The sequence below is a fragment of the Corynebacterium genitalium ATCC 33030 genome (genome assembly GCF_000143825.1).
In the GTDB taxonomy this organism is placed as follows: Bacteria; Actinomycetota; Actinomycetes; order Mycobacteriales; family Mycobacteriaceae; genus Corynebacterium; species Corynebacterium genitalium.
Map to the genome: position 1 here is coordinate 1,376,859 of NZ_CM000961.1, position 25,665 is coordinate 1,402,523.

Annotated in this window: 30 protein-coding genes; 23 read left to right on the plus strand and 7 right to left on the minus strand. The window is 62.7% G+C overall.

Annotated elements, in window-relative coordinates:
* Positions 1–8 precede the first annotated feature (8 nt).
* A complete protein-coding gene (gene treZ / locus HMPREF0291_RS06470) occupies positions 9–1,733 on the minus strand; it encodes a malto-oligosyltrehalose trehalohydrolase (RefSeq protein WP_005289618.1) in 1,725 nt (574 codons plus the stop codon).
* Positions 1,734–1,763: 30 nt separating this feature from the next.
* Between treZ and HMPREF0291_RS06475 the strand changes: the two genes are divergently transcribed.
* From HMPREF0291_RS06475 to HMPREF0291_RS06485, 3 genes are read left to right on the plus strand one after another with little or no spacing between them, the layout of a single operon-like run.
* Entirely contained in the window at positions 1,764–2,405 is a 642-nt protein-coding gene (locus HMPREF0291_RS06475; protein WP_005289619.1) for a YigZ family protein, read from the plus strand.
* Between the two features lie 5 nt (positions 2,406–2,410).
* Complete coding sequence (locus HMPREF0291_RS06480; RefSeq protein WP_005289620.1) at positions 2,411–2,644, plus strand: hypothetical protein; 234 nt, start codon at positions 2,411–2,413, stop codon at positions 2,642–2,644.
* Entirely contained in the window at positions 2,644–3,021 is a 378-nt protein-coding gene (locus HMPREF0291_RS06485; protein WP_005289621.1) for an RNA-binding S4 domain-containing protein, read from the plus strand. The genes HMPREF0291_RS06480 and HMPREF0291_RS06485 overlap by 1 nt, the downstream gene beginning before the upstream one ends.
* Here the strand turns inward: HMPREF0291_RS06485 and HMPREF0291_RS06490 are convergent.
* Complete coding sequence (locus tag HMPREF0291_RS06490) at positions 3,018–3,848, minus strand: DUF1266 domain-containing protein (protein WP_005289622.1); 831 nt, start codon at positions 3,846–3,848, stop codon at positions 3,018–3,020. The two genes, HMPREF0291_RS06485 and HMPREF0291_RS06490, sit on opposite strands and share 4 nt — an antisense overlap.
* A gap of 110 nt (positions 3,849–3,958) precedes the next feature.
* On the opposite strand from HMPREF0291_RS06490, the gene HMPREF0291_RS06495 reads away from it, so the two are divergent.
* Both HMPREF0291_RS06495 and HMPREF0291_RS06500 read left to right on the plus strand, forming a co-directional pair.
* Positions 3,959–4,471 carry a hypothetical protein gene (locus HMPREF0291_RS06495; protein ID WP_005289623.1) on the plus strand — a complete coding sequence of 171 codons (513 nt, stop codon included), beginning with the start codon at positions 3,959–3,961 and terminating at the stop codon, positions 4,469–4,471.
* Positions 4,459–4,725 (plus strand): hypothetical protein, encoded by a 267-nt coding sequence (locus tag HMPREF0291_RS06500; protein WP_005289624.1) that lies wholly within the window; start codon positions 4,459–4,461, stop codon positions 4,723–4,725. The genes HMPREF0291_RS06495 and HMPREF0291_RS06500 overlap by 13 nt, the downstream gene beginning before the upstream one ends.
* A 12-nt stretch (positions 4,726–4,737) precedes the next feature.
* Here the strand turns inward: HMPREF0291_RS06500 and treY are convergent, their stop codons facing one another.
* The 5 genes from treY to HMPREF0291_RS06525 are packed head-to-tail and all read right to left on the minus strand — an operon-like array spanning position 4,738 to position 11,883.
* Positions 4,738–7,233: a malto-oligosyltrehalose synthase gene (treY, locus tag HMPREF0291_RS06505; protein WP_005289625.1), complete on the minus strand. Its 2,496-nt coding sequence runs from the start codon at positions 7,231–7,233 to the stop codon at positions 4,738–4,740.
* Positions 7,234–7,261: 28 nt separating this feature from the next.
* A complete protein-coding gene (locus HMPREF0291_RS11315) occupies positions 7,262–7,825 on the minus strand; it encodes a hypothetical protein (protein WP_005289626.1) in 564 nt (187 codons plus the stop codon).
* A gap of 56 nt (positions 7,826–7,881) precedes the next feature.
* Entirely contained in the window at positions 7,882–9,051 is a 1,170-nt protein-coding gene (locus HMPREF0291_RS06515; protein WP_005289627.1) for a BRCT domain-containing protein, read from the minus strand.
* Positions 9,048–11,297 carry a glycogen debranching protein GlgX gene (glgX, locus tag HMPREF0291_RS06520; RefSeq protein ID WP_005289628.1) on the minus strand — a complete coding sequence of 750 codons (2,250 nt, stop codon included), beginning with the start codon at positions 11,295–11,297 and terminating at the stop codon, positions 9,048–9,050. Before glgX ends, HMPREF0291_RS06515 begins: the two co-directional genes overlap by 4 nt.
* 25 nt (positions 11,298–11,322) lie before the next feature.
* On the minus strand, positions 11,323–11,883 hold the full coding sequence (locus HMPREF0291_RS06525; RefSeq protein ID WP_005289629.1) for a TetR family transcriptional regulator: 561 nt from the start codon (positions 11,881–11,883) through the stop codon (positions 11,323–11,325).
* 133 nt (positions 11,884–12,016) lie between these two features.
* On the opposite strand from HMPREF0291_RS06525, the gene HMPREF0291_RS06530 reads away from it, so the two are divergent.
* The 18 genes from HMPREF0291_RS06530 (at position 12,017) to pyk (ending at position 25,640) form a co-directional block, all read left to right on the plus strand.
* Positions 12,017–12,715, plus strand: coding sequence for a hypothetical protein (locus HMPREF0291_RS06530; protein ID WP_005289630.1), 699 nt, complete (start codon positions 12,017–12,019; stop codon positions 12,713–12,715).
* Positions 12,706–13,218 carry a hypothetical protein gene (locus tag HMPREF0291_RS06535; RefSeq protein WP_005289631.1) on the plus strand — a complete coding sequence of 171 codons (513 nt, stop codon included), beginning with the start codon at positions 12,706–12,708 and terminating at the stop codon, positions 13,216–13,218. The genes HMPREF0291_RS06530 and HMPREF0291_RS06535 overlap by 10 nt, the downstream gene beginning before the upstream one ends.
* A 35-nt stretch (positions 13,219–13,253) precedes the next feature.
* Entirely contained in the window at positions 13,254–14,564 is a 1,311-nt protein-coding gene (gene hisD / locus HMPREF0291_RS06540) for a histidinol dehydrogenase (RefSeq protein WP_005289632.1), read from the plus strand.
* Complete coding sequence (locus tag HMPREF0291_RS06545; RefSeq protein ID WP_005289633.1) at positions 14,564–15,655, plus strand: histidinol-phosphate transaminase; 1,092 nt, start codon at positions 14,564–14,566, stop codon at positions 15,653–15,655. Before hisD ends, HMPREF0291_RS06545 begins: the two co-directional genes overlap by 1 nt.
* Positions 15,648–16,250, plus strand: a complete 603-nt coding sequence (gene hisB / locus HMPREF0291_RS06550; protein WP_005289634.1) for an imidazoleglycerol-phosphate dehydratase HisB — start codon at positions 15,648–15,650, stop codon at positions 16,248–16,250. Before HMPREF0291_RS06545 ends, hisB begins: the two co-directional genes overlap by 8 nt.
* Positions 16,250–16,426, plus strand: coding sequence for a hypothetical protein (locus tag HMPREF0291_RS11980; protein WP_005289635.1), 177 nt, complete (start codon positions 16,250–16,252; stop codon positions 16,424–16,426). Before hisB ends, HMPREF0291_RS11980 begins: the two co-directional genes overlap by 1 nt.
* A gap of 5 nt (positions 16,427–16,431) precedes the next feature.
* The gene (locus tag HMPREF0291_RS06560; protein ID WP_156774822.1) at positions 16,432–17,649 is read left to right on the plus strand and encodes an MFS transporter; all 1,218 of its coding nucleotides are present in this window, start codon (positions 16,432–16,434) and stop codon (positions 17,647–17,649) included.
* Positions 17,650–17,673: 24 nt separating this feature from the next.
* Entirely contained in the window at positions 17,674–17,880 is a 207-nt protein-coding gene (locus HMPREF0291_RS06565) for a hypothetical protein (RefSeq protein ID WP_005289637.1), read from the plus strand.
* Positions 17,877–18,260, plus strand: coding sequence for a type II toxin-antitoxin system death-on-curing family toxin (locus tag HMPREF0291_RS06570; RefSeq protein ID WP_005289638.1), 384 nt, complete (start codon positions 17,877–17,879; stop codon positions 18,258–18,260). The genes HMPREF0291_RS06565 and HMPREF0291_RS06570 overlap by 4 nt, the downstream gene beginning before the upstream one ends.
* Complete coding sequence (gene hisH, locus HMPREF0291_RS06575) at positions 18,257–18,895, plus strand: imidazole glycerol phosphate synthase subunit HisH (RefSeq protein ID WP_005289639.1); 639 nt, start codon at positions 18,257–18,259, stop codon at positions 18,893–18,895. The genes HMPREF0291_RS06570 and hisH overlap by 4 nt, the downstream gene beginning before the upstream one ends.
* 64 nt (positions 18,896–18,959) lie before the next feature.
* Positions 18,960–19,703 (plus strand): bifunctional 1-(5-phosphoribosyl)-5-((5-phosphoribosylamino)methylideneamino)imidazole-4-carboxamide isomerase/phosphoribosylanthranilate isomerase PriA, encoded by a 744-nt coding sequence (gene priA / locus HMPREF0291_RS06580; protein WP_005289640.1) that lies wholly within the window; start codon positions 18,960–18,962, stop codon positions 19,701–19,703.
* A complete protein-coding gene (locus tag HMPREF0291_RS06585) occupies positions 19,690–20,481 on the plus strand; it encodes an inositol monophosphatase family protein (RefSeq protein WP_005289641.1) in 792 nt (263 codons plus the stop codon). The genes priA and HMPREF0291_RS06585 overlap by 14 nt, the downstream gene beginning before the upstream one ends.
* A gap of 31 nt (positions 20,482–20,512) precedes the next feature.
* Positions 20,513–21,289, plus strand: a complete 777-nt coding sequence (gene hisF, locus HMPREF0291_RS06590; protein WP_005289642.1) for an imidazole glycerol phosphate synthase subunit HisF — start codon at positions 20,513–20,515, stop codon at positions 21,287–21,289.
* Positions 21,271–21,663 carry a phosphoribosyl-AMP cyclohydrolase gene (gene hisI, locus HMPREF0291_RS06595; RefSeq protein WP_040423611.1) on the plus strand — a complete coding sequence of 131 codons (393 nt, stop codon included), beginning with the start codon at positions 21,271–21,273 and terminating at the stop codon, positions 21,661–21,663. The genes hisF and hisI overlap by 19 nt, the downstream gene beginning before the upstream one ends.
* Positions 21,653–22,312: a TIGR02234 family membrane protein gene (locus HMPREF0291_RS06600; RefSeq protein ID WP_005289644.1), complete on the plus strand. Its 660-nt coding sequence runs from the start codon at positions 21,653–21,655 to the stop codon at positions 22,310–22,312. Before hisI ends, HMPREF0291_RS06600 begins: the two co-directional genes overlap by 11 nt.
* Before the next feature lie 20 nt (positions 22,313–22,332).
* Positions 22,333–23,160 carry an indole-3-glycerol phosphate synthase TrpC gene (locus tag HMPREF0291_RS06605; protein ID WP_005289645.1) on the plus strand — a complete coding sequence of 276 codons (828 nt, stop codon included), beginning with the start codon at positions 22,333–22,335 and terminating at the stop codon, positions 23,158–23,160.
* Between the two features lie 11 nt (positions 23,161–23,171).
* On the plus strand, positions 23,172–24,095 hold the full coding sequence (lgt, locus tag HMPREF0291_RS06610) for a prolipoprotein diacylglyceryl transferase (RefSeq protein ID WP_005289646.1): 924 nt from the start codon (positions 23,172–23,174) through the stop codon (positions 24,093–24,095).
* Between the two features lie 117 nt (positions 24,096–24,212).
* Positions 24,213–25,640, plus strand: coding sequence for a pyruvate kinase (gene pyk, locus HMPREF0291_RS06615; protein ID WP_005289647.1), 1,428 nt, complete (start codon positions 24,213–24,215; stop codon positions 25,638–25,640).
* Positions 25,641–25,665 lie beyond the last annotated feature (25 nt).

Below are 25,665 nucleotides of genomic sequence, written 5' to 3' on the forward strand. Positions count from 1 at the left end.
GCGCGGGGCTAGCGTGCGATGATCGCGAACTCCCATGCGCTCAGCACGGTCTGCTGCTTATCGACGCGCGGCGAGCCGTACGAGTACACCAACTCACCACCCGCGGGCACTGTGACCTCCTCGTCGGAAAAGTTGGCGGCGAGGAAGACGTCGTCGTACCCCATGGTCAACCACTTCTCGCCGTCTGCTCCGTGATCGACCCGGAGCTCGCGCAGGTCGTCTTTGGCCAGCCCGAGCCGGCGGCGCAGCGTGAGCAGATCCTTGTAGATCTCGTACATCTTCACGTTGTCGCCGGCGAAGTTCCAGTCGAGTTTCGCCGACTCGAAGGTCTCGGGGTCGACCGGGTCGGGCACATGGTCGAAGTTCCAGCCGTAGCGGGCGAATTCGTGCGCGCGGCCTTCGCGGGTGAGCCGCTGCAAGTCCTCGTCAGTGTGGGAGACGAAGAAAGGGAACGGGGTTTGGGCGAAGAACTCCTCGCCCATGAAGATCATCGGCGTGAACGGGCTGAAGAAGATCACTGCCGCCTTCAACGCGTGCTGCGCCATCGTCAGGTTTTGCGACGGCCGGTCGCCCGCTGCGCGGTTGCCTACCTGGTCGTGCGTGGTGGTGTAGGTGATCAGCTTCCACGGGGCGATCTGCTCCAGGTTCAGCGCGCGCCCGTGCGTGCGTCCGCGGAAGTTGGACCAGTCTCTGCGGAAGCGGTAGCCGTGGCGGAGGCTGTCGGCGAGGATTTCCACCGTTCCGAAGTCCTCGTAGTAAGCGATGTTTTCGCCGGTGATGACGGTGTGGAGGGCATGGTGGACGTCGTCAAGCCACTGCGCGTCCAGCCCGTACCCGCCGTGGGCGTAGTCGGCAATGATGCGCGGATCATTCAAGTCGCTCTCTGCGATGATGATCGGGTTCGGGCCGTTCTTCACCTCGATCTCGTCGGCGAGCATGTTGATCTCCTCCATGATGGAGTACGCCGCGCGGTCGTCGTAGGAGTGCACCGCGTCGAGTCGCAGCCCGTCGATGTGGAACTCGTCGAGCCACTGCCGGACAGAATCAAGCACGTAGGCGCGCACCTCGTCCGAGTTGGCCCCGGAGAGGTTGACCACATCGCCCCAGCCTGTCGAGCCGGCGGTGGTGTAGGGGCCGAACATGCCGTTGTAGTTGCCGTCGGGGCCGAAGTGGTTGTACACCACGTCGAGGAAGACGCCCACGCCACGGTGGTGGGCAGCATCGACAAGCCGTTTGAGGCCCTCCGGTCCGCCGTAGGACTCCTGAACTGCAAACCAGTCGACACCGTCATACCCCCAGTTGCGCTCGCCCCCGAACGGCTGGACAGGCATGAGTTCAATCGTGGTCACACCGAGTTCAACGAGGTAATCAAGCTTATCGACGATCGCATCGAACGTTCCCTCCGGCGTGAACGTGCCCACGTGAAGCTCGTAGATGACTTGGCCCTGCAACTCGTAGTTGACCCAGTGGTCGTCGGTCCACGGGAAGTCTGTACTGACGACTTCCGAGAGTCCGTGAATGCCGTCCGGCTGGCGCCGGGAGCGCGGATCGGGGAGGGGTTTGGACCAGTCGTTGCCGTCGAAAAGCGTGAAGCCGTAGCGCTGGCCAGGAACCTGCTCGACATCGCTGGTCCACCACCCGCGGCGGCTGTCATCGCGGCGCATATCGTGCTCGGTGTCGTCGACGATGAGACGAACATCGTGCGCGTGCGGGGCCCAGACTTCAAACCTCATGTCTCCCACACTAAGTAATATCTGAAACTCATGCTGACGACATTCACCCTTCCTCCGCCAGGCGACCCGGTGGTCAACGAGATAGTGATCAAGAAATCTCGCTTCATCACCTGGATCGCCCGCGCTGAATCCGAGGAGGAAGCCCGCGACGTGATCGCGCGTGCCCGCGCCGAGTTCCCCGACGCGCGGCACCACTGCACCGCCTTCATCGCGGACCCGGAAGGACGCATCGAGCGTTCTTCCGACGACGGCGAACCGTCCGGCACAGCTGGCAAACCAATGCTCGACGCGCTGCGCGGGTCGGGGCTGCGCTGTGCGGTCGCTGTGGTCACCCGCTATTTCGGCGGCGTGAAGCTCGGCGCGGGAGGTCTCGTCCACGCGTACTCGGAATCGGTGTCGCAGGCGCTGGAGCTGGTGGAACCCGTCGAAAAACGAATGCGCGAACTCACCCGCGTCGACTTGCCGCATGCTGACGCAGGCAGAGTGGAGGCGGACCTGCGTGCTGCAGGAGTGGACGTGGTCGATGTCGAATACGGCGCTCAGGCCGCCTACACCCTCGCCGTTGCGCCGGGTGGTGTGGAGGAGTTGAACGAGCTGTTGGCGGCTCTGACTCAGGGCACGAGCGAAGCACGCACGGTGGGGCAGACGTGGGTGGAGCGTGCGTTAGACTGAACCCCATGACGATCCAGCCCCGCCCGAATAACCCGATCGAAGCACGCAAGCAAGCCGTGCGCCGCTATTCCCGCAATGGCGCGTTGTGGGTCGGCGGAGGTGTTGTGGGCGGTGTCGCACTGGCACTTCTGACCCAAACGTGGTCGCTTATCGTGCTCGGTTTCGTAGTTGCCGTTGTCGGCGGAATGGTCAACTACAGCAAGGTTCAGAAGATCATCAACCACCGGGACCAGTACTAGTGCCAGACGGATCCGCCGTCCGCATCGACGTGTGGGTGTGGGCGGTGCGCATGTATAAAACCCGCACAGAGGCCGCGAACGCTGTGCGCGCCGGGCACGTGAAACTCAACGGCAATGCCGTCAAACCCTCAGCTCAAGTCGTGCCGGGGGACCGCGTCAAAGCCTGGAAGGATTACCGCGACCTGGTTTACGAGGTCGTCGACACGCCCCGGAAACGCGTCGGCGCACCCATTGCGCGGCAGTGCTACATCGACCACTCTCCGCCGCCACCGCCGAAGGAGTACTTCTACTCCATGCCGAAGCGTGACCGCGGCGCTGGCCGGCCGACGAAGAAAGAACGCCGCGAGCTGGACAAACTGCGCGGCAGGAGCGGCTAAGCGTGGAGCGGGAAGCGCCGCCAAGGGGAGTTCGGGTCAGTCAACGCCTCCGTGAGAATGTGGTCAAACACCTGGAGTTCACCCTGCATGTCGTCCGCGTTGTCGCGGATGGTGTCAGCTGACCAAATCGCGCGGCCCCACCAGAAGCTCGCGGCGGCATCCGCCCAGGACATGAAGTGCTTCTGTAGCTCAGCGACGGCGCGGGCGGCGTAGCTGGAGTACTCCTCCGGGGTGATGATGCCGACGAGGGCGGCCGTCGCAGCAGTCATCTCCACGCGCATGATGTCCCAGGCGCGGGTCGTTGCCGGGGCCGACGGCGCATTGACGTTCGCAAACGACGGGTGGGTGCGCACTGCGAGCCAGTGGTCGAAGTCTGTCCAGAGCTGCTTCGGATCCATCCAGTTGGAAATAGCCAGGTGCTCCAGGAAGATCTCCATTGTTCGGCGGCGCTCGGCGAAATCCTGCGAACGCCATTCCTGCGGTGCGAACTCGCCCGTGAGCATCTCGGCGGTGTGCAGCACCGCATCTGACGAGGCTGTGTGCACGTCGCCGGCGATGAGCCTCTCCGTCATCTGTCGAGCTTCCTCGGCGGAAGTGATACCCCACCACTGCTCGAGCATGCGCTTGTATTGCACGCGGTCCTTCTTCACAGGCAGCGTGGGAGTGTCCACGGGCCGGTCATGCCCGACCCGGTACGGCAGCGCGAAGGAGGCTTCCAGCACTGTCTGACGGTCCGGCTGCGGGGTGCTCCATTCCCACAGGTCAACGGCAACATCCTCAGCCTTAGCGCGGGGGCGTTCAAACCGTGCAGCAGTGATGGCGGTCATCGGGGGATTCCTTCCTCAAACAGCGGACTCAAACCTCAGCTCACTCAGAGTTCGCTACATAGATTCTAAGTCCATTTTCACGCAACGCACATGATAACCTGCCGTATGTGGTGAATGAGAACGAGTTTGCGCGTAAAGCTTTAGAGCGCTGCGGCGACACCCAAATCGCACCGGCCGTCGTGAACGACGTCATGCAGGTGCTCGGTCCTGGAGAGGAAATCCTGGAGGTTGCACTCACGAGCGCTCCCGGGTTCACGTCGGCGTGCGTGTGCACCTCCTCGCGGCTGTTCCTGGGCACTGCACCGGGCCAAGTAACAGTGATCGACCACGCATGGCTCACCGGATTCTGCGGCCGCCCGTACGGGCCGGCTGAAGAGCCGACACTTACCCTCAAAGCCGTGGACGGGGAAGTGAACTGGATCGGATTCAACCGCACCGGACTGATGCGCATCCTGCACGCCCTCGACTTCGCGATGCAGAGCCCTGCACCGGAAGCGACCATCCCCGAACTGTTCAATAAGTGGATTGATGTCCACCAAGAAGCGAACAACGTCGACATGACCCCCGAGCAGTTCGAACTGAACATCCGCGAAGCGATCGGAGAACGCCAGTGGCTGACCTAAACACCTACCCGGAGCCGAGTGCCACCTTCTCTGGCGACGCATTCCTGCCCGATCCGCCCCCGAACCGGCCCCAGCCGAACTACCGCCCGTCGGCCCCGGCCGCGAATAAGCCGAAGAAGGACGACCCCTACGGCGAGAACTACGAGTTCTGGAAGCAAGGCCTGTCGCCCGTGAAGGTCTCCTACACCACCCAGCTGGTCCTGGCCGTGATCGTGGTCACCATTGTGGTGACCCTCGTGCTCATCTTCGCCTAGCCATCTTTCCGCCTAGCTGTCCCAGCGGGCGGAGTCGAGGTGGTGGCTGACTAAAAGTGCGGTGGGCAGAACGTCGAGAAGCTCTGCGCACGGGATCGTGCCCTCGTAGGTTCTCCCGGTGAGGCGGTCTGTCCACTGTCCCTCGGGGAGGGTGACGGTGGTGTCGCCCCATCCGCCACTGTCTTCGAGAATAAGGGGCCGGCGCACAGCCAAGCCGATCACGGAGAGGCTGGCCGAATCCGCCCCGCGCGCGATCCCCACAACATGGTTATCGGCCTCGCCGACAGCGAAGACTGCCTGATAGTCACCACCCAGGAAGATGTCCGGGTACTGGCGGCGCAGCATCGCGCCTTCGTGGACAACTGCCTGCTTCGCGCGGTCCGCCACGTCTTCTAGGTGCGGGTAGAGTCCAGTGCCGTCAGCATTATCGTGGGCGAAGCAGAGATCTGCGTAGTGGTCCTCGCTCTCCTTGAACTGGGAGAGCGTTTGTTCGCGGTTGACGTAATCAACAAAGCGGCGGTTATCCGGATCCACCAGGGATAGGTCGATGAACTCCTGGCCCTGGTACGTGTCCGGGATACCCGGCCCCACGAGTTGAAGCAGCTTCCTGCCGAGGGAGACCTGGACAGCACCCCGGTGGATCTCCTTGACAAAGTCAGTGATCATGCCACTTGCCGGCCCCTCCACGACAGCGTCGACCCAGTCGGTGATGGCCTTTTCGAAGTCGTGGGCGTTGTCGAACCAGGAGGTATGCACACCCGCCTCGCGCACCGCCTTGACGGCATAATCGCGCAGACGCTGCTGAACATCTTCGGTGATGCCGTCAGCCGGCCACACCCCGATAATGTTCTGGATCAGGAAGTGCGCGGTGGCCTGATCTGGTGCGGGAACGAGCGCCGTGACTTGCGCGACGAGTTCAGCGAATGTCTTCGGGCGTTCTGTCAGCTCAATGATCCGTGCGCGGGTGTCCTCGCTGCGCTTCGTGTCATGGGTGGTCAACGCCGTCATGGCGTGCGGCCACAAGTTATTGCGCTCTTGCTGGAGCAGGTGGAATTCAGCCGCCGAGACACCGAACCGTCCAGGTGCCCCGCCGACTTCCTGCAAGGCGACAAGGCGGCAGGCGCGGTAGAACAGCGTGTCCTCTACACCCTTGGCCATGACGGCTCCACAGACCTGCGCGAAACGCGTCTTCGCCTCACCGTTGGCCAGCAACGCCGCGGAGATCAGGTCAAGGGCAGCGCGCCGGGACGGGAAACGGCGCACCATGTCGGCCACGACAGTAGAAGTCTGACGTGACAGCGAGATGTAGTCAGCGCGGTACACCGGCATGGCAGCAATGAGGTCGATCACCGTCTTGGTCAAGTCTTCTTCAGAGACATTGGAGCCGGCGGTGGAGAAGTTGTCGCGGCGGATGGCGCGTGTCAGACGGCGGATCTCTGCGGCGAGCTCGGACTCGGCGACGTCGCGCTTGAGCTGGTGCTCTGCGGCCTCGATGGCGGGCTCATCCCAGGTAGACCCGGACTGGCGCAAAGACAGCATGCTCATGGAGTCTTCGGCTTCGCGGTTGATGAAAATCCCGTCGAGTTCGCGCAACGCGTCGTAGCCGGTCGTGCCATCGACCGCCAGGCGTGGATCGAGCGGCTCGGTGACTCCGAGGATTTTCTCTGCGACCAGCCAGCGGTCATCCCCAATGAGGTCACGAAGTCGGTTGAGATACGTGAACGGATCCGCCAGACCGTCCGGGTGGTCGACGCGGATACCGTCGATGAGGTCTTCAGCAATGAGCTGCCGCAGCACCCGGTGCGTGTGCTCGAAAACGAGCGGATCTTCCTGGCGGATACCGGCCAGCCCGTTGACGGAGAAGAAACGGCGGTAGGAAATGACACCGTCGCGCCAGTACATCAGCCGGTAGCTCTGGCGTTCGTAGACTTCACGCGGATCGTCGTCAAGCGACTCGAAGGACCCAGGCCTGAGTGGGAAGTAGTTCTCGTAATACTTCAGGACCGGCTCATCGATCTCGTCGAGAAGCGTCAGCTCGAACTCGTCTTCGTCGCCAGGCTGCCCCAGCACCGGGAGCCCCAGTTTTCCGCCAGCGCCATTGTCCTCGTGCCAGTCGATGTCGAAGTAGGACTCGTACTCCGAGTCTTGGCCGTTCTTGAGTACATCCCACCACCACTTGTTCTTCTGCGGTGTCTCCACACCCAGGTGGTTGGGCACGATGTCCAGGATCAGACCCAGTCCCGCTTCGTGTGCCGTATGAGCCAGCGCTCGTAATCCCTCCAAACCTCCGAGCTCTGGGTTGACCACCGTTGGGTCGGTGACGTCATAGTTGTGGTTCGACTCCGGGTACGAGGTGAACACGGGGGAGAGGTACAGGTGGGAGATGCCCAGCGATTTCAGGTAGGGGACCTGGGCTTCCGCGTCCGCGAAACCGAAGCCGCGGCCCGACGGATCAGCCTGCGTCCCCCGCAACTGCAGACGGTAAGTGGACGTGATCGGGCGGTGCATGCTTCGCTCCTTAAATGGTGGGTACCCCTCACACCCTAGTCACGACAGGGAAACCAAGGGAGTACGTCATGACGGTCGCCTGCGGTACAGCCTTCGCAGCAGCTTCGATTGTGGTGTCCAGCACGAACAGGTCGCGCTGGTCGCGGGTGACGTACACGAGTCCGGTTTTCGGAACGAGCACTTCGAGAAAGTGCTGGTGCAGCATTTGAAACGTTTTCGGGTGCGACAGCCACGCCACTGCAGGCACATCAAAGGGGGCGATTTCGAATCCGCGTGGCGCAGTAGTGCCGAGTGCGCATGAAGCGTTGCGTACCTGGAACTCGACGCGGTGAGAATTCTGGCGCTCCAACAAGGTGTAGGCGGCAGAATCCCACGCCTGTTTCACGCTGAGGCCCCTGTCCCACAGGTCAATCCGGGACAGTAAGTGCCCGGTTTCGGAGATGAGCACTGCCACGACGTTGGGGGAGAGGTTGAGATACGCGGGCGAGTCCCCGCGCTCGCCCCAGGGCCGCTTTTCGACGACTTCCGCCCGCACCGGCAACGCGACGAACCCGGTGACAGGAAGCAGATCGGTAGAGCATGTGGTGGTCATGCCCTAGTTAGACTGCGCCACCGCCCCGTCTGGTTCCCGGTGCCGGACGGAAAAGGCTAGAAGGGAGGTTCCTCGTCGAGACCGAGCACGTTGAGTAGCTTCTCTGCTGGCCAAATGTCAATGTCTTGGCCTTTATCCATCAATTCCCGGGCCCTTTTTTCCTTTGACGTCATGGTGGCCCACTCGCCGGTGACCAGGATGGTTGTCTTCTTGGTCACGTTCTTTCCTACTTGGCCGCCCTGGTTGGCGATGCCATCCCAGAGCTGTCCTTTATCGAAAGGATCGAACTCTCCGGTGAGGGTGACGTTTTGCCCGTACAGGGGCGAGTTCGGGTCCGCATCGACTGCCGGATCCGGGATGGTGTCCGGGGTAGCCACAGATTGCCACGGCGCGGGACCCCTGTTGTTGCCCTGCTGCTCTTTTTTCGGGGTGTCTTTCTCAGCCTTGCTGGCCTTCTGGATGCTCGAGGCTGCACCGGAGAAGTCGCGCAACACAGGAATAACGCGGTCAGCGCTGACAGTGCCCATGGCGAAGCCGCTTGCGTGGACGAAGTCTTCCAGAGAGCCAGTGTGCTTGGCGTGCCGGGCGAGAGCATTCATCACCGATGCCGGGTCGGCGTCCACTCCGAAGAAGTCGGCGAGGGTGTCCAGCTTGTGGTTGGGCACGTCAAGTTCAGCTGCGCGAGCCTGCGTGAGCACACACGCGAAGGTGAGATCGGAAACAAGGCCTGCATAGTGCAGGGCAGATGCGTCGAAGTATCCGTTGTAGCCGACGAGGGGGCTATCGCCAATGAAGTCAGCTAACGCCTCCTTCGTCGGTGGTTCGAGGCTGAATCGCTCGGTGACCTCGCCGTCGGTGACGCGGGCGAGGTCCACTCGGTCCACAGAGCCCCAGTCCTGGCTGGCGGTGTGCACAGCCACGGCAACAAAGGAGAAACCGGTGATGGTGTCGACGTTGACGGACTCCCCGGTCAGCAACGCACACAGCTGCTGCGGGCCTTCCGTATCTCCGGGGGCAAAGCGCACCGTGACGGTTTCACCGCCGGATTCGATCGCGACCGTGCTTTCATCCCACGAGTCCCCGGAGCGAACCTCGGTGTTCGTGATGTCGTCGAGGTTGATCACCGTCGGTTCCGACGAGCCACGAAGCGCGGCCTCTAACTCCTCCGGGTGAATTTCCGCAGCAGCGCCGGTGACGACGACGCGCGTGCCGAGAGCTGAGATCATGACTCGGGGTTCACCCGGGTCGAACCGCCACCAACAACAGCGCCCTCTTCCGCTGCGTCCTGCTCTGCCTCATCGTCGCCGTCCTCGAAGACCGGCGGCTCGATCTGCCGCAGGACGAGGGTGGAGCGTGCCGGAACGTTCGCGGTACCCTGCGCCTCAATCTCCTCCTTCTCCGCCGGGTACCCGAGCGGCTCAGTGGTGTCGATGAGGACTTCCCACTTCGCGCCCATGTTCTTCGGCGGCAGGGTGAATTCGATGTCCTCGTGGTAGGCGTTGAACATCAACACGAAGGAATCGTCCACGACTTGCTGGCCACGGGAATCAGGCTCAGCAATCATGTTGCCGTTGAAGTAGACCTGCAGGGCCTTGCCAAAGGCGAAGCCCCAGTCATCATTGGTCATCATCTGACCGTCGGGAGCCAGCCACGCAATGTCGCGGTCCTGAGCGTCCATGCCCAGCGGACCGCCGGCCAGGAAGCGGCGACGGCGGAAGACAGGGTGCTCTTTACGGATGCTGATCAAACGGCGGGTGAAGTCGTGCAGTTCCTCCGACTCGTCCAGCCTGTTCCAGTCCATCCAGGCCAGCTCGTTGTCTTGGCAGTAGACGTTGTTGTTGCCGTTTTGCGTGCGGGCGAACTCGTCGCCGTGGGCGATCATCGGGGTCCCCTGGGAAAGCAACAACGTGGTCAGGAAGTTGCGGCGCTGGCGCGAACGCAGCTCCTGGATCTCCGGATCGTCGGTGGGGCCTTCTTCACCGTGGTTCCAGGAACGGTTGTGAGATTCACCGTCGCGGTTTTCCTCACCGTTGTCCCAGTTGTGCTTCTCGTTGTAACTGACCAGATCGTTGAGTGTGAAGCCGTCGTGGGCGGTGATGAAGTTGATCGACGCCGTCGGGCGGCGGCCGTTGTGGTTGTACAAGTCCGACGAACCGGTGAGTCGCGAAGCGAACTCGCCCAGGGTGGAGGGCTCACCGCGCCAAAAATCGCGGACGGTGTCGCGGTACTTACCGTTCCATTCGCTCCACAGCGGCGGGAAGTTGCCCACCTGGTAACCGTTCTCACCGACATCCCACGGTTCAGCGATGAGCTTGACCTGAGAGACGACTGGGTCCTGCTGGACCAAGTCGAAGAAGGTAGCCAAGCGGTCTACGTCGGAGAACTCACGCGCCAGAGTGGAAGCGAGGTCGAAACGGAAGCCGTCGACGTGCATCTCGGAGACCCAGTAGCGCAGAGAGTCCATGATGAGCTGCAGTGAGTGCGGGTCGCGGACGTTGAGGGAGTTACCGGTGCCGGTGTAGTCCATGTAGTGGAAGGCGTCACCGTCGACAAGCCTGTAGTACGCCTCGTTGTCGATGCCGCGGAACGCAATGGTGGGGCCTAGGTGGTTGCCCTCGGCGGTGTGGTTGTACACGACGTCGAGGATGATCTCCATGCCGGCCTCGTGGTAGGCGCGGACCATGCCCTTGAACTCGGCGACGGCATCGCCCGGCTTCTCGCTGGCGGCGTAATCCTGGTGCGGCGCGAAGAAGCCGAAGGTGTTGTAGCCCCAGTAGTTGCGCAGGCCCAAGTCCCGCAGGCGGTCATCCTGAAGGAACTGGTGGACGGGCATGAGCTCGACAGAGGTGACCCCCAAGTCTTGGAGGTACGCGATCACGCTCGGGTGCGCCATGCCGGCATAGGTGCCTCGCAAGTTCTCCGGGACATCGGGGTGCAGCTGCGTCATGCCCTTGACGTGGGTCTCATAAATGACAGTGTCATTATCCGGGATGCGCGGAGAACGGTCGTCGCCCCAGTCGAAGAACGGGTTGATCACCACGGACTTCATGGTGTGACCGAGCGAGTCTTCCTCGTTGCGGCCGGTGCCGGGTTCCTCGGCGTGAATGTCGTAGGAGAACAGGGAAGAATCTCCATCGAACTCGCCGTCGAATGCGCGGGCATACGGGTCGACGAGCAGTTTGGACGGGTCGCAGCGCTTGCCGTTTTCAGGGTCCCACGGGCCGTGGACCCGGTAGCCGTATCGCTGTCCCGGCAGGACGCCAGGAAGGTAGGCGTGCCAGACGTGGTTGTCTACCTCTTCGAGGGGAATACGCGTCTCGTTCTCCTCGCGGTCGAGCAGGCACAGCTCAACCTTCTCGGCGACGTTGGAGAAAAGGGCGAAGTTAGTGCCCGCACCGTCGTAGGTGGAGCCCAATGGGTAGGAGGATCCAGGCCAAACTTGGGTCTGCGCGTTCTCGCTAGGAGTTGTCATGAGACTCGATAGTAATAGCTCTAGCTCACTGTGCGTCGAGGCCCGCGAGCAGAAGGTCAATTGCCTGCTCAACGTGTTCTACACTGCCGCGGGGAGCCGTGGCAGCCGAGGTTTGGCGGGCAGCTTCGTTGAACTGAACGCCGGCCTGGTGCATGTTCGCCGCTCCGAGAGTGAGATAGAGCAACCCGGTCGCGGTCGCGTCGATAAGCGCCGCGCGCTCGCTGTCTGCCGAGGGCCCGTCGCTGAGCGTCGCTTTGACTGCATCCAGGAGGTGCGCGTGAATGTCCGCGCCGGGCAGTGCTGCGGCTGTGGCGACCACGTCCGCGCCGTCGCGGTGGGAGAGAACAGCTCCGCGCAGGGCGGCGCAAGCTTCACGCGGCCCGGCATAAGTGCGCTCGAGGACTGGCGCGATAATGATTTCTGCCATCGCGCAAATGAGTTCCTGCTTGTTGTCCACATGCCAGTACAAGGCTCCAGGCGCGACGTCAAGCGACGCGGCGACCCGACGCATGGACACGTCAGCAAGGCCGTACTCGTCTAGGATGCCCACCGCCGCTTGTGCGATAGTGGACCGGGACAGCTGCATAACACGCAAGGGTACACCCGATATTCACAGCTACTTCACTGGTACTTCCCTGCGCAACAATTGAGTAACTGAAGCTTGACGCTGCTAGAGTGTCGGGAGCAGTTCTCGAAAACCTAGAGGAGAGTTCCGATTCATGTCTAACTCGAAGAAGGCCGTCGCCCTCGCCACCGCCGTCTTGGTTGCCCCCCTCGCACTAGCTGCGTGCGGCTCCGGCGAGGATCAGAGCGACGTCGTGTCCGAGGTGGCTACCGAAACCAACCAGGTCACCGCTGGCGCGGAGGTCGATCCGCTGGCTGATGAAAAGAAAGAGGACGACAAGGATAAGCCGGAGGGTGAGGGCGAGAACGCTGACGATCCTCAGGCACAGGGCGCTCCGAACCCGGGTGCTGGCGTGGTCAACCCCTTCGAGGACGGTACGCTGCCGACGCCTGACATTCAGCCGATCGAGAACGGGCAGCCCGCAAGCGAGGCTGACGTGCGGGCCATGACCGACACCATGAACCGCATTTACAACCCGGGCGATTTCGTTTCCTGGACCCGCGTGATCATGGACAACTCCTGCAAGAAGGTGGTCGACCAGACCAACCAGCAGCTGGCTAGCCAGGGCACCAGCTTGGAGAAGACCGAGCGCGAAATGCAGCTCGCAGTCGATGCTGCTAAGGCGCAGGGTCGTCCGATTCCGCCGGTCCCGGCGACGCAGGCATCGCTTTCCGACGTGCGTGTGAACGGCGACACTGCTTCCGCCAACGTGACGGTGAACACCAACGGCCAGACCGAGTCCGGCGTGCAGCGCTTCGCTCGTGAGAACGGCCAGTGGAAGGTGTGCAACTAAAGCTTCGCTGGGGAGCGGGGGTCGTCGCACTCGGGGTCATCCTCGGGTGCGTCATCGGTGTTATATGGGGGTTCCTGCGCCCCGGCTATGTTGCCGAGGTTGTTGACGGCGGAGTTCAGATCAACCATGTGTTGAGTCCTGACAGCGTCGAATTCGCATCCTTCGGTTGGTTTGTCATCCTTTCTACTCTCCTCGGGCTGGCTGTCGGCCTTGTGGCGTACGGGACGGGGGAGCGGGAAAGCAGCCTTTCCCGCATGGTTTTCGCCGCATGCGTGGCGTTGTTTTCTAGCTGGGCGCTGCACGTTCTCGGCCAATGGTCAGCTAATCTTGCCAACCCTCCGCACGCGGCAGCGGAGTCTGACACATTCACTTTGGTGCCCGCGTTCCAACCCGGCATCGCGTGGTGTGCTGCGCCGTTCATGGCGAGTCTGGCTTATTGGCTGGGGCTGGTCAGCACAGCCGCATTCGAAGGCGGACGGGGGAGTGTCCAAGTGGGTGAATAGGATGTACTTCAACAAGGTTTGAAGGAGATTCTCCCATGCTGAAAGTGACTGATCTGCGGGGCCAAACCCCGTCGAGCGCGCAGCTGCGCCGCATCCTGCCGCGTGGCGGGATGGATGTGGCGTCCGTCCTGCCCACTGTCACACCGATCATTGATGCGGTGAAGACCGGCGGTGCGCCAGCGGCTCTGGACTACGGTGAGCAATTCGACCGTGTGCGCCCTGCGTCCGTGCGTGTCCCGGCGGATGTCATGGCCGCTGCCGCAGACAATCTCGATGACTCTCTTCGCGCCGCTGTGCAGGAAGCGATTCGGAGGATCCGTACGGTCCACGCTGCGCAGAAGCCGCAGGAGCAGTCGACTGACGTCGCTCCCGGTGCGACTGTCACAGAAGTCTTCCTGCCGGTCCCGCGCGTGGGCCTGTACGTCCCGGGTGGTAAAGCTGTCTACCCGTCGTCGGTGCTCATGAACGTTATCCCGGCCCAGGAGGCGGGTGCAGAATCCCTCGTGGTGTGCAGCCCGCCGCAGGCAGAGTTCGGCGGGTGGCCGCACCCGACGATCCTGGCCGCCTGCTCAATGCTCGGTGTCGATGAGGTGTGGGCCGTCGGCGGTGCGCAGGCAGTCGCATTGCTCGCCTACGGCGACGATGAGGCGCAGCTTGAGCCGGTGGACATGATCACCGGTCCGGGAAACATTTTCGTCGCAGCCGCCAAGCGGGTAGTCAACGGTGTCGTGGGCATCGACGCGGAAGCCGGCCCGTCCGAGATCGCGGTGCTGGCAGACGACACCGCAGATCCGCTCTACGTCGCCGCCGACCTGATCTCCCAGGCCGAACACGATGAGAATGCTGCATCAGTGCTGATTACGGATTCGCCAGAGGTGGCGGAAGCCGTCGATATGCTTATCGACGAGCGTGCCACCGCAACCCTCAACGCCGACCGCGCGGGCACTGCTTTAGGCGGGCCGCAGTCGGGCATTGTGCTCGTTGATGATCTGGAGGCAGGCATTGCCGTCGCTGATGCCTATGCCGCTGAGCACCTAGAAATCCACACCCGCAACGCCGCGGACGTGGCCCGGCGCATCAAGCACGCCGGTGCGATTTTCATCGGCCCATTCTCCCCGGTGCCGCTGGGTGACTACATCGCTGGCTCCAACCACGTGCTGCCCACGTCTGGCACGGCGCGCTTCACTCCGGGCCTGACCACGCACACCTTCCTGCGGCCGGTCAATCTCATCGAGTACACCGAGGATGCGCTCGCCGAGGTTGCACCGCACATCATCACCCTGTCCACCGACGAACAACTGCCCGCCCACGGCGAGGCAATCAAGGCGCGAACGGAGGCGCAATAATGGCCGAGCTTTCTGATCTTCCGCTGCGCGAAGAACTGCGCGGCAAGTCCGCCTACGGCGCGCCCCAACTTGAGGTTCCGTACGCGCTGAACACGAACGAGAACCCGTACCCGCCGTCGCAGGCGCTGATCAGCGATCTGCTGGAAGAGATCTCTCGCGTCGCCGGTAGCCTCAACCGCTACCCGGAGCGCGACGCCGTGGAGCTGCGAGCGGACCTCGCGGCGTACGTGAGTAAGCAGACCGGCGTGGCAGTGACCGTGGACAATGTGTGGGCCGCCAACGGCTCCAACGAAGTCCTCCAACAGCTGTTACAGGCATTCGGTGGGCCCGGACGGACTGCCATGGGCTTTGCGCCGTCCTACTCCATGCACCCGATCCTGAGTGCAGGAACGCAGACGGAGTTTATCGGCATTGACCGCGGCCCGGACTTCCGCATCGATATCGATCACGCCATCAGCGAAATCAACGCACAGCAGCCGGACGTAGTGTTCGTCACCACCCCGAACAACCCGACCGGTGATGTCACCTCGATCGATGACATCGAGCGAATCCTCGACGCTGCGCCCGGCATCGTGATTGTCGACGAAGCATACGCGGAATTCTCCCCCTCGCCATCCGCCGTGACGCTGGTGGAGAAATACCCGACCAAGCTGGTGGTCTCCCGCACGATGTCGAAGGCGTTCGACTTCGCCGGCGGTCGTCTCGGCTACTTCGTCGCTGATCCTGCCTTCATTGAGGCCGTCATGCTTGTCCGCCTGCCGTACCACCTGTCGGTCATTTCCCAGGCGGCTGCCCGTGTAGCGTTGCGGCATGCGGACGAGACGCTCGGAAACGTCGAAAAGCTCGCGAGCGAACGCAAGCACGTCCAAGATGCGCTCGCAGAGATGGGATACGAGGTCGTGCCGAGCGAGTCGAACTTCCTCTTCTTCGGGCACTTCGCCGACACCCACGCATCGTGGCAGCAGTTTCTGGACCGCGGTGTCTTGATCCGTGATATCGGCGTGCCGGGGTATCTTCGTGTGACAATTGGTTTGGACGAGGAGAATGACGCATTCTTGACCGCGGCGAAGGAGATTAAGAGCAATGACTGACCGCGTGGGTACAGCGACCCGCACCACCAGCGAGTCCGACATCTCGGTGGAAATCAACCTCGACGGCACGGGCAACGTCGACGTTGACACTGGACTGCCGTTCTTCGACCACATGCTCACGGCTTTCGGCACCCACGGGTCCTTCGATCTGACCATCAAGGCGCGCGGAGACATCGAGATTGACGCGCACCACACCATCGAGGACACCGCGATCACGCTGGGCTGGGCGCTGATCGACGCTGTGGGGGACAAGAAGGGCATCCGCCGCTTCGGCTCCATGGCACTGCCGATGGATGAGACCCTGGTCAGCGCCGTGGTGGACATCTCCAACCGGCCGTACTTTGTCATGAACGGTGAACCGGAGTCCATGGAATGGCAGATCATCGGCGGGCACTACGCCACTGTGATCAACCGCCACTTCTTTGAGACGCTCGCCTACAACGCGCGCATCACCCTGCACGTCAACGTCGAATACGGCCGCGATCCGCACCACATCACCGAGGCCGAGTACAAGGCTGTAGCGCGTGCTTTGCGTGCCGCCTACGAGATCGACCCCCGGGTCAGCGGCGTGCCGTCAACGAAGGGCGCGCTGTAATGGAGGTTGGTTCCAGCATCGCCGTGTGGATGCTGTTCATCCTGGCCGGCCTGTTGGTTGGCGGGACGTGGTCGTTCTACCAGCAGGGCAATAAGCCAGTGACGATCGTGCTGGGCATCCTCGCTGCAGTCTCGCTCGCCGGCGCGCTGGTCGTGCTGTTCGGGGCGATGCCGTGACATCTGTGACACCCGTGTCACCTGGAACGCCCGGACAGCCCACCTCTGTGTGGGCTGTCCGCGGGTTTGTGCCAGCGCTTGTCGCCGTAGCCGCGGCCTTCGGCTCGTGGGGCATGCTGCTCCCGGTCGTTCCAGTGGCCGTGCTGGACTCCGGCGGATCGTCGGCGCTGGCGGGCGCGTCAACAGGCGTATTCATGCTCGCAACGGTGATCACGCAGGTGTTCATGCCCCGGTTACTGCGGCGCTTCACCTACCGATCCGCGATCGCGGTGTCCGCCGTGTTGCTCGGTGTGCCGGCCCTATTGTTCGAACTGTCGATGGCGCCGGCAATGGTCCTGGCCGTTTCCGTTGTGCGCGGTGTCGGCTTCGGTGCCATGACGGTGTCCGAATCCGCGATCATTCCAGAGCTCGTGCCCCGGAAAATGCTGGGTAAGGCCACGGGAGTGTTCGGTGCCTCTGGCGGCTTAGCGCAGATGCTCACGCTGCCGCTCGGTCTTTTCATCGGGGAACGCGTTGGCTACCTGCCGGTGTGGATCATCGCACTGGTCATTGCCGGCGCGGGGTTGGTGTCGTGCTTCTTTATTCCTGCGGTCAAGGGTGCCCCGGCCGACCCCGTGATGGAAGGCGCGGTCTCCGCACCAACGTGGAAACTACTGCTCATCCCGGCGATGGCTCTGGCGGTCGGATCATTAGCATTCAGTCTCATCGCCAACTTCCTGCCCGCTGCGGCACGCGACATGGGCATCGCATCCGGCACCGCACTGGGCGGCGTCTTGCTCGCCGTGGTGAACCTCGCCGTCATGCTGGCTCGCATCGGCGCCGGATCGGTGGCCGATCGCCGCGGCGAACCGGGAACCCTCATGATCCCCTTCCAGGTCTGTCTTGGCGCGAGCATGTTCCTTTTCGCCTGGTGCCTCGCCGCAGGGGCATCGGAGTGGTGGCTTGTCGTCGCGGCCCTGCTATTCGGTGCCGGATTCGGAGTGATTCAGAACGAATCCCTACTCACCATGTTCCATCGCCTGCCGCAGTCGAAGGTGAGCCATGCCTCCGCAGTGTGGAACATTTCCTTCGACGGTGGGCAAGGAATCGGGTCGTTCTTCTTCGGGCTGATCATCGCTGGCATCGGCGCGACAGGGTCCTTTGTTGTCGGCGGGATGATCGTCATCGCCGGGATCATGCTGTCTGTTGCCGATTGGGCTGTGGGCAGGCGGCGCCACCCGTAAGTACCAATTTGGTACCATTTTGCTATGGCGCTCAACCTTAGGCTCTCCCCAGAAGAAGACCAGCAACTCACCGCTCTCGCAGAGACCGCCGGCACCTCAAAACAAAAAGTGATCTCGCGTCTAATCCGGCAAGAGTGGGAGATTTCTGAAGCTAAGCGGGCCAATGAGCGGGATTTCTGGGAAATCATGGATGCGCGTTCCGAACTGATGGAACGGTTGAAGAACGCGTGACCATTCGACAGCGGTTCACACTCGAGGCTATCGAGCCAATTCTCGATGCGGCGGGATTTCGTGTTCGGGACATGGGGCTTCTGGCTGTTGCACTTGACCGGCCATGGGTGACGTTCGAGGGGAAGGAGCTGTACCCCGATCCGTGGTTGAAAGCGGGTGCGCTTATCCACAGCATTGAGTCAATCCATCCGCTTGTCGACGGCAACAAGCGGTTAGATGTCTTACTGGGTTCCATAGTTCTGCGAACCCACGGAATCGACGATATGCGCATCTCAGACGACCAATGGTTCGAGGTTGTCATTCGTACAGCCGCCGGCGATTCCACACCGGAGGGCATCGGGCATCAGCTGTACGTCGCCTGGCTAGAATCACGCCCATGAGTTCAGTTGTCGCCCTCCTTGATTACGGTGCCGGAAACCTGCGGTCTGCGCAGCGCGCCCTCGAGCACGTAGGTGCAAAAGTGGTGGTCACCCGTGAACCCATGGTCGCCGTCGAGGCGGATGGCCTGGTCGTGCCGGGGGTGGGGGCGTACGACGCGTGCATGAAGGGTTTACGCGAGGTTGCTGGGCCGCGGATCATCGGGAAACGCCTAGCGGGGGACCGGCCGGTGTTCGGCATCTGCGTGGGGTTGCAGGTCATGTTTGACCGCGGAGTTGAGCACGGGATTGAGACGGAAGGCTGCGGGGAGTGGCCAGGAGTCGTCGATAAGCTCTCTGCCCCCGTGTTGCCGCACATGGGCTGGAACACCGTTGATGTCGCAGATGGCTCCGACATGTTCGCGGGTCTGGGCCCGGAAACGCGGTTTTACTTCGTGCACTCCTATGGTGTGCGGACCTGGGAAATGCAGGAGGACGAGTTCATCGCGTATCCGAAGGTGTCGTGGTCCACGCACGGCGACTCCCGTTTTGTGGCAGCAGTGGAAAACGGGCCGTTGTGGGCGACTCAATTCCACCCGGAGAAGTCCGGTGACGCTGGGTTGCACCTGTTGGAGAACTGGGTCAAGACGATCGGATAGAGGCGAGGATCGACAGCTCCGTGGATGTGCTCATATGAATCTCAGTCTCTACTAGGATGTGAATATGGATTTCACTGTGCTGCCCGCTGTTGACGTTGTAGACGGCCAGGCTGTGCGCCTGGATCAAGGTGAGGCGGGCACGGAGAAGAGCTATGGTGCCCCGCTCGAAGCTGCGCTGCAGTGGCAGGAGCAGGGGGCTCAGTGGCTGCACTTTGTGGATCTGGATGCGGCGTTCGGCCGCGGATCCAATCATGAGCTCATGGCGGAGATCACCCGTGAGCTATCGATCAACGTGGAGTTGACCGGTGGGATCCGCGATGACGCGACGTTGGAGCGAGCGCTTGCCACCGGGGCGAAACGCGTGAACATCGGCACCGCGGCGCTGGAGAACCCGGATTGGGCGGCTGATGCCATTGCCCGTTATGGCGAGGCGATCGCGATCGACATCGCGGTGCGTGAGGAGGGCGGCCAATGGCGCACCAAGGGCCGTGGCTGGACGTCTGACGGCGGCGACCTGTGGGAGGTTCTCGAATTCTTTGATGCCGCTGGGTGTGCACGTTTTGTGGTGACCGACGTGAGCAAAGACGGAACGCTGACCGGGCCCAACGTTGATTTGCTTCGCGACGTCTCCGCCGCCACGGATGCCGCCGTGACCGCGTCAGGCGGAGTATCCACCTTGGATGACATTGCCGAGATTGTGCAGTACGCCGAGGAAGGCATCGACAGCGTCATCGTGGGCAAGGCGCTGTACGAAAACCGCTTCACGCTGCGCGAGGCACTGGAGTTGGTGAACCATGGGCATGGATGAGATTCACGAGTACCTGCGGATTGCGGAGGATGCAGCGGATAAAGCCCGCCGGATGTTCACCGAGGGCCTCGGTGCCGCTCCCGCCTTGCACAAGGGGGGCGGCGACTATGCCACCGAAATCGACCTGCAGATCGAGAGCATGCTGCGTGAGCAGCTTGCCTACACCACGGGCATTTCTGTCCTTGGGGAAGAAGAGGGCGGAGTGTTGCGCTCCGACGCGTCATGGGTCGTCGACCCGATCGACGGCACCGCGAACTTCGCCTCCGGAAACCCGAACTGTGCAGTGCTCATCTCCCTGGTCGTGGATAACCAACCGGTGCTGTCCGTGACCGACATCCCGCTTCTGGATATGCGCCTCACTGCCCGGGAAGGGTCCCATGTGTGGCTCAACGACCGCCAGCTGCCGCGGTTGACGGACACCCCGATTGTGAGCAACCAAGTCGGTGTCGGAGCTGTCGGTTCTGATGACACAAACCGGATCCCGCCGGATAGCCGCCTGCGGTTGGTCAAGGAGCTCGAGCGGACGAACATGCGCCCGCGGATCAGCGGCTCGGTCGGTATCGACCTCGCGTTCGTCGCTCAAGGCATCTACGAGGCAGCGGTGAGTTTCTCTCCGCACCCATGGGACAACGCCGCCGGCGTGCTGCTCACCCGCTGCGCAGGGGCAGTGGTCACCGACATCGACGGGCAGCCGTGGACGCTGGACTCCATCGGTGTGATCGCTGGGTCACCCGGGGCGCACGAAAGGGTGCTCAGTACCATTAAGTCGATCCAGTAACCCCGACAACCCCCATGAAGGAGTGTCTGCAGTGACGGTGGCAACCCGTGTCATTCCGTGCCTGGACGTGGACAACGGCCGCGTGGTCAAAGGCGTCAACTTCGAGAATCTCCGCGACGCGGGTGATCCGGTTGAACTGGCGAAGCTGTACGGGCAGCAGGGGGCTGACGAGTTGACGTTCCTCGACGTGACCGCCTCGAAGGAAGGCCGCGGCACGATGCTGGAGGTTGTCCGCCGCACCGCGGAGCAGGTCTTCATCCCCCTGACGGTCGGCGGTGGGGTGCGCACAGCTGACGACGTCCGCGAGCTGCTGCGGGCGGGTGCTGACAAAGTCTCCGTCAACACGGCGGCTATCGCCCGGCCGGAACTTCTCGGTGAGTTATCGCGCCAGTTCGGCGCACAGTGCATCGTGCTGTCCGTCGATGCCCGCCGCGTTCCCGAAGGAGGCCAACCCCAACCCAGCGGTTTCGAGGTGACCACCCACGGCGGCACCCGCTCCGCCGGTATTGACGCGATCGAGTGGGCCCAGACCGGAGAAAAGCTCGGCGTCGGCGAAATCTTGCTCAACTCCATGGACGGTGATGGCACGAAGGCCGGATTCGACATTGAGCTCACCCAGCGGGTGCGCGAAGCTGTGTCCATCCCGATCATCGCCTCCGGCGGCGCCGGGGCAGCCGAGCACTTCCCGCCGGCCGTCCACGCTGGTGCGGACGCAGTGTTGGCGGCGTCTATCTTCCATTTCGGTGAAGTCTCCATCCCCGAGGTGAAGCAGGCGTTGGCGGATGCCGGATGCGAGGTGCGTCTGTGATTCCGGAAAAGCCAGAGGATGCAGTGCTTGATCCGCTCATCCGCGACCGCGTCCGCTTCAATGCCGACGGACTCGTCCCCGCGATCGTGCAGGCGTCGGGGACCGGCGAGGTGCTCATGATGGCGTGGATGGATGCGCCTGCGCTGGCCTACACCTTGGCCACTCGGCAGGGAACGTATTATTCGCGCTCCCGCGGTGAGTACTGGATCAAGGGTCTGACCAGCGGCCATACCCAGCATGTGGACGAGGTGCGGCTCGACTGCGACGGGGACACCGTGCTCCTTTCAGTCCAGCAAATCGGTGGCGCGTGCCACACCGGTGACCGTACGTGCTTCGAGGCGGACCTACTGCTGGGAGCGGACGATGAACGCTAGGCGTATAGGTCCGCTGCTCATGGGGCTGGGGGCGATAGTCCTCTGGCTCGCATCGCGGCTGACATGGATGACCGTCTCGTACGCTGATGACCGCACAGGTGATGGCCAGATAGGGGTTGCCGGCGGCGAGTGGTCCACTGAAGTCACAGCCGTTGTTCTCCTCTTGCTCGCCGCGACCGTGGCAGGGCTTGCGCTGACGAAGATCGGCCGTCGCATTGTCGGTGCCGTCGGGGCTGCCGCTGCGGCGCTGGTGACGGTGCCGCCGCTGACAGTGCTTGTCGCATCGCCGGATCCTGAACGCATCAAGGCTCTGCTCACCTACGGCGGGGAAGAGGGCGCAATCGGTTCCACGACGGGCCAGGCGGCCCTGCCGGAGTGGGCGCAGATCGTGGAGGTGACCACGCATGCCGCCGGCCCGCTGGTCGGATTGCTAGGCGCCCTGGCTGCGGCTGCAGGCGGAATTGCCCTGGCATTACGGCCCGGCGAGGACACAGCCACCAAGAATAAATACGAAAAGGCGTCGCAGCGTCGCGAGAAGATCGAGCAGGATCTGCAGGATGAACCCGAGTCGGGCCGCGTGCTGTGGGACGCTATCGACGCGGACATCGATCCGACTGATCAGGACGCTCAATTTCGCCGGGGCACGTAGACCCGATACTCTTTTGAAGTATGACCGCGGTGCAAGGTGAACGGAAGGTCAATCCCGTTGTGGCTGGTGTCCTAGCCGATGTCGCCGCCCGCGAAGCCAACATCCCCTTCAAAGAGATCAAGGCGCGCTCCCGTTCCCTGACCGACACCCGCGATGTGATGGGGGCACTCAAGGGACCGGGGTGCGGCGTGATCGTGGAGATCAAACGCACCTCACCCGTGCACGGCCCCACCGGTGCCAGTGACCTCCGGCAGCTCGCGGCCGACATTGAAGCCGGGGGAGCGGCACTGATCGCCTGCCAGACCGAGCGGTTGCGTTTCGACGGTTCCCTCCACGACATGCAGGAGGCCCGCCGGGCCACCGGACTGCCGATGGTCTGCCGAGACGTCATCGTCGACCCTTACCAAATCCACGAAGCCCGCTGCTTCGGCGCCGACATGGTGCCGCTGCAAGTCGGGCTTTTAGAACAAGCGCGCCTGGAAAGCCTGCTCGACCGCGTCGAGTCCCTGAACATGGTCGCCATGGCAGAGGTGCGCACGCCGGAAGAAGCGGACCGCGCGCTGAAGGCGGGAGCCACGGTGATCGGGGTCAACTCATGGACGTTCGACACGAACGAGGTCAACCGTGAAGCGTTCAGCGAGATCGAGCCCGGATTGCCGGAAAGCGTCTTCCGCATCAGTCTCGGCGGCGTACGCAACGCCCGCGACCTCATGTCCGCAGCCTCCATTGGGGCTGACGCTGTCATTGCCGGTGAGGCCGTCATGTCGAGCGATGACATCACCGCAGCCACCCGCACGCTGGTGGCCGCCGGCCAGCACCCGGCCTGCCCGTCGCGCCGCGGCAGCTAAGCTAGCTATCTGTGAGTACCCACATCCTTGCCAACATCCCTTCGCCGCCGCAGGGCGTCTGGTACCTCGGGCCGATCCCGATCCGCGCCTACGCGCTGTGCATCATTACCGGCATCATCGTCGCCATGGCGCTGACCTTGCGCCGCTATGAAGCCCGCGGCGGCAACCCGGACATGGTCTGGGACGCTGCAATTGTGGCTATCCCGACGGGCATCATCGGCGGCCGTGCCTACCACGTGATCACGCAGTACGACGATTACTTCGGCCCTGGCAAGGATCCGCTGCAAGTTTTCAATTTCTCTGCCGGCGGGCTAGGCATTATGGGAGCGGTGGCTCTGGGAACGCTCGCGGTATGGGGTTTGTTCAAATACCGCGGTGTGCCGCTGGCACCGTTCGCGGACTCAGTCGGTCCGACGATCATCCTGGCTCAAGCGATCGGCCGACTAGGCAATTACTTCAACCAGGAGCTCTACGGCCGCCCGACTGACGTCCCATGGGCGCTGGACATTTACTACCGCGTCGACGAGGCCGGCAATTTCGCTCCGCTGACAGGCCGGTCAACGGGCGAAGTCATCGCGAGTGTGCACCCCACGTTCCTCTACGAAATGATCTGGAACATCGCCGCCTTCTGTTTCCTGCTGTGGGCGGAGAAGCGCTTCAACTTGGGCCGCGGCCGCGTTTTCGTCCTGTACGTCGCCTCCTACACGCTCGGCCGCGTACTTATGGAGTTCATGCGCGCCGATGAAGCGCACCTGATCTTCGGCATCCGCATCAACATGTTCATCTCCGCGGTCATCTTCATCGCGGCCGTCATCGTGTTCATCCGGATGCGCTCCGGGCGTGAGACTCCCGAAGAAGTTGATCCCGGGTATCAGGCGGAAAAAGAGACTGCGGAGGCCGACGTCGATAAGCGGAAAGCACCTGAAAAGCGCTGAGTGCGCACACTGCGAACACCGCTCGGCGAAAGACGCTGTGTTTCGGTAGCGTGGGGCGCGTATCCAATCTCTCGCGAGAAAACCCACGAGATGAACCACGAGACGAAGTAGGAAATTGTGGATAGACGCACCAAGATCGTTTGCACTCTCGGACCAGCTGTAGCCAGCAAGGACGCCATTCTCGGACTCGTGAGCGACGGCATGGACGTTGCCCGGTTGAACTTCTCCCACGGCGACTACCCCGACCACGAGCAGAACTACCGCTGGGTGCGTGAGGCCACCGATGAGACCGGCCACGCAGTGGGTATTCTCGCCGACCTGCAGGGTCCGAAGATCCGTCTCGGCCGTTTTGAAGGTGACGGTAAGACCTACTGGGAGACCGGTGAAGAGGTCCGCATCACTGTCGACGACATTGAAGGCACGCACGACCGTGTGTCGACGACCTACAACAACCTCGCTGAAGATGCGCAGCCCGGCGACCGCTTGCTTGTCGACGACGGCAAGGTCGCCCTCGTCTGCAAAGAGGTCGACGGAAATGATGTCGTTTGCGAAGTCGTTGAGGGCGGCCCTGTCTCCAACAACAAGGGTGTGTCTCTTCCGGGGATGAACATCTCTGCTCCGGCTCTGTCGGAAAAAGACAAGGCAGACCTGCGTTTCGCGCTGAACCTCGGGGTGGACTTCATCGCACTGTCGTTTGTGCGCTCACCGTCTGATGTCGACCTGGTTCACGAGATCATGGACGAAGAAGGTCGCCGCGTTCCGGTGATTGCGAAGCTGGAAAAGCCGGAGGCTGTGGACTCGCTGGAGTCCATTATTCTCGCCTTTGACGCCATCATGGTCGCCCGTGGTGACCTGGGTGTGGAGATCGCCCTAGAGCAGGTGCCGCTGGTGCAAAAGCGCGCGATCCAGATTGCCCGCGAGAACGCGAAGCCGGTCATCGTGGCTACTCAGATGCTCGACTCGATGATTGACAATTCCCGCCCGACGCGCGCGGAGGCTTCCGACGTTGCCAACGCTGTGCTCGACGGCACCGACGCCGTGATGCTCTCGGGCGAGACGTCGGTCGGTGCGGACCCGCACAATGTTGTGCGCACCATGGACCGCATCGTCCGCGTTGCCGAGTCCATGGGTTCCGTGCCGCCGCTGAACCACATTCCGCGCACCAAGCGTGGCGTGATTTCCTACTCTGCCCGCGACATCGCTGAGCGCCTCAACTCGCGCGCGCTGGTCGCGTTCACCAGCTCGGGTGAGACCGCTCGTCGTCTGGCCCGCCTGCACTCCTACCTGCCGCTGCTGGTGTTCACCCCGCACCAGGCGGTCCGCTCCCAACTCGCCCTGACGTGGGGCGCGGAGACGTTCCTGTGCCCGCAGGTGGACAACACCGACGAGATGATGCAGACCGTCGACGAGATTCTGCTGTCCGTCGATGCGTATGACGAAGGCGATGTCATGGTCGTTGTGGCCGGCACCCCGCCGGGCGTGGCTGGCACGACCAACATGATTCACGTCCACCAGCTTGGTGAGGACACGCAGCGTCCGCAGTAGCCGCCAGCTCTGGTTACCCTGGTGG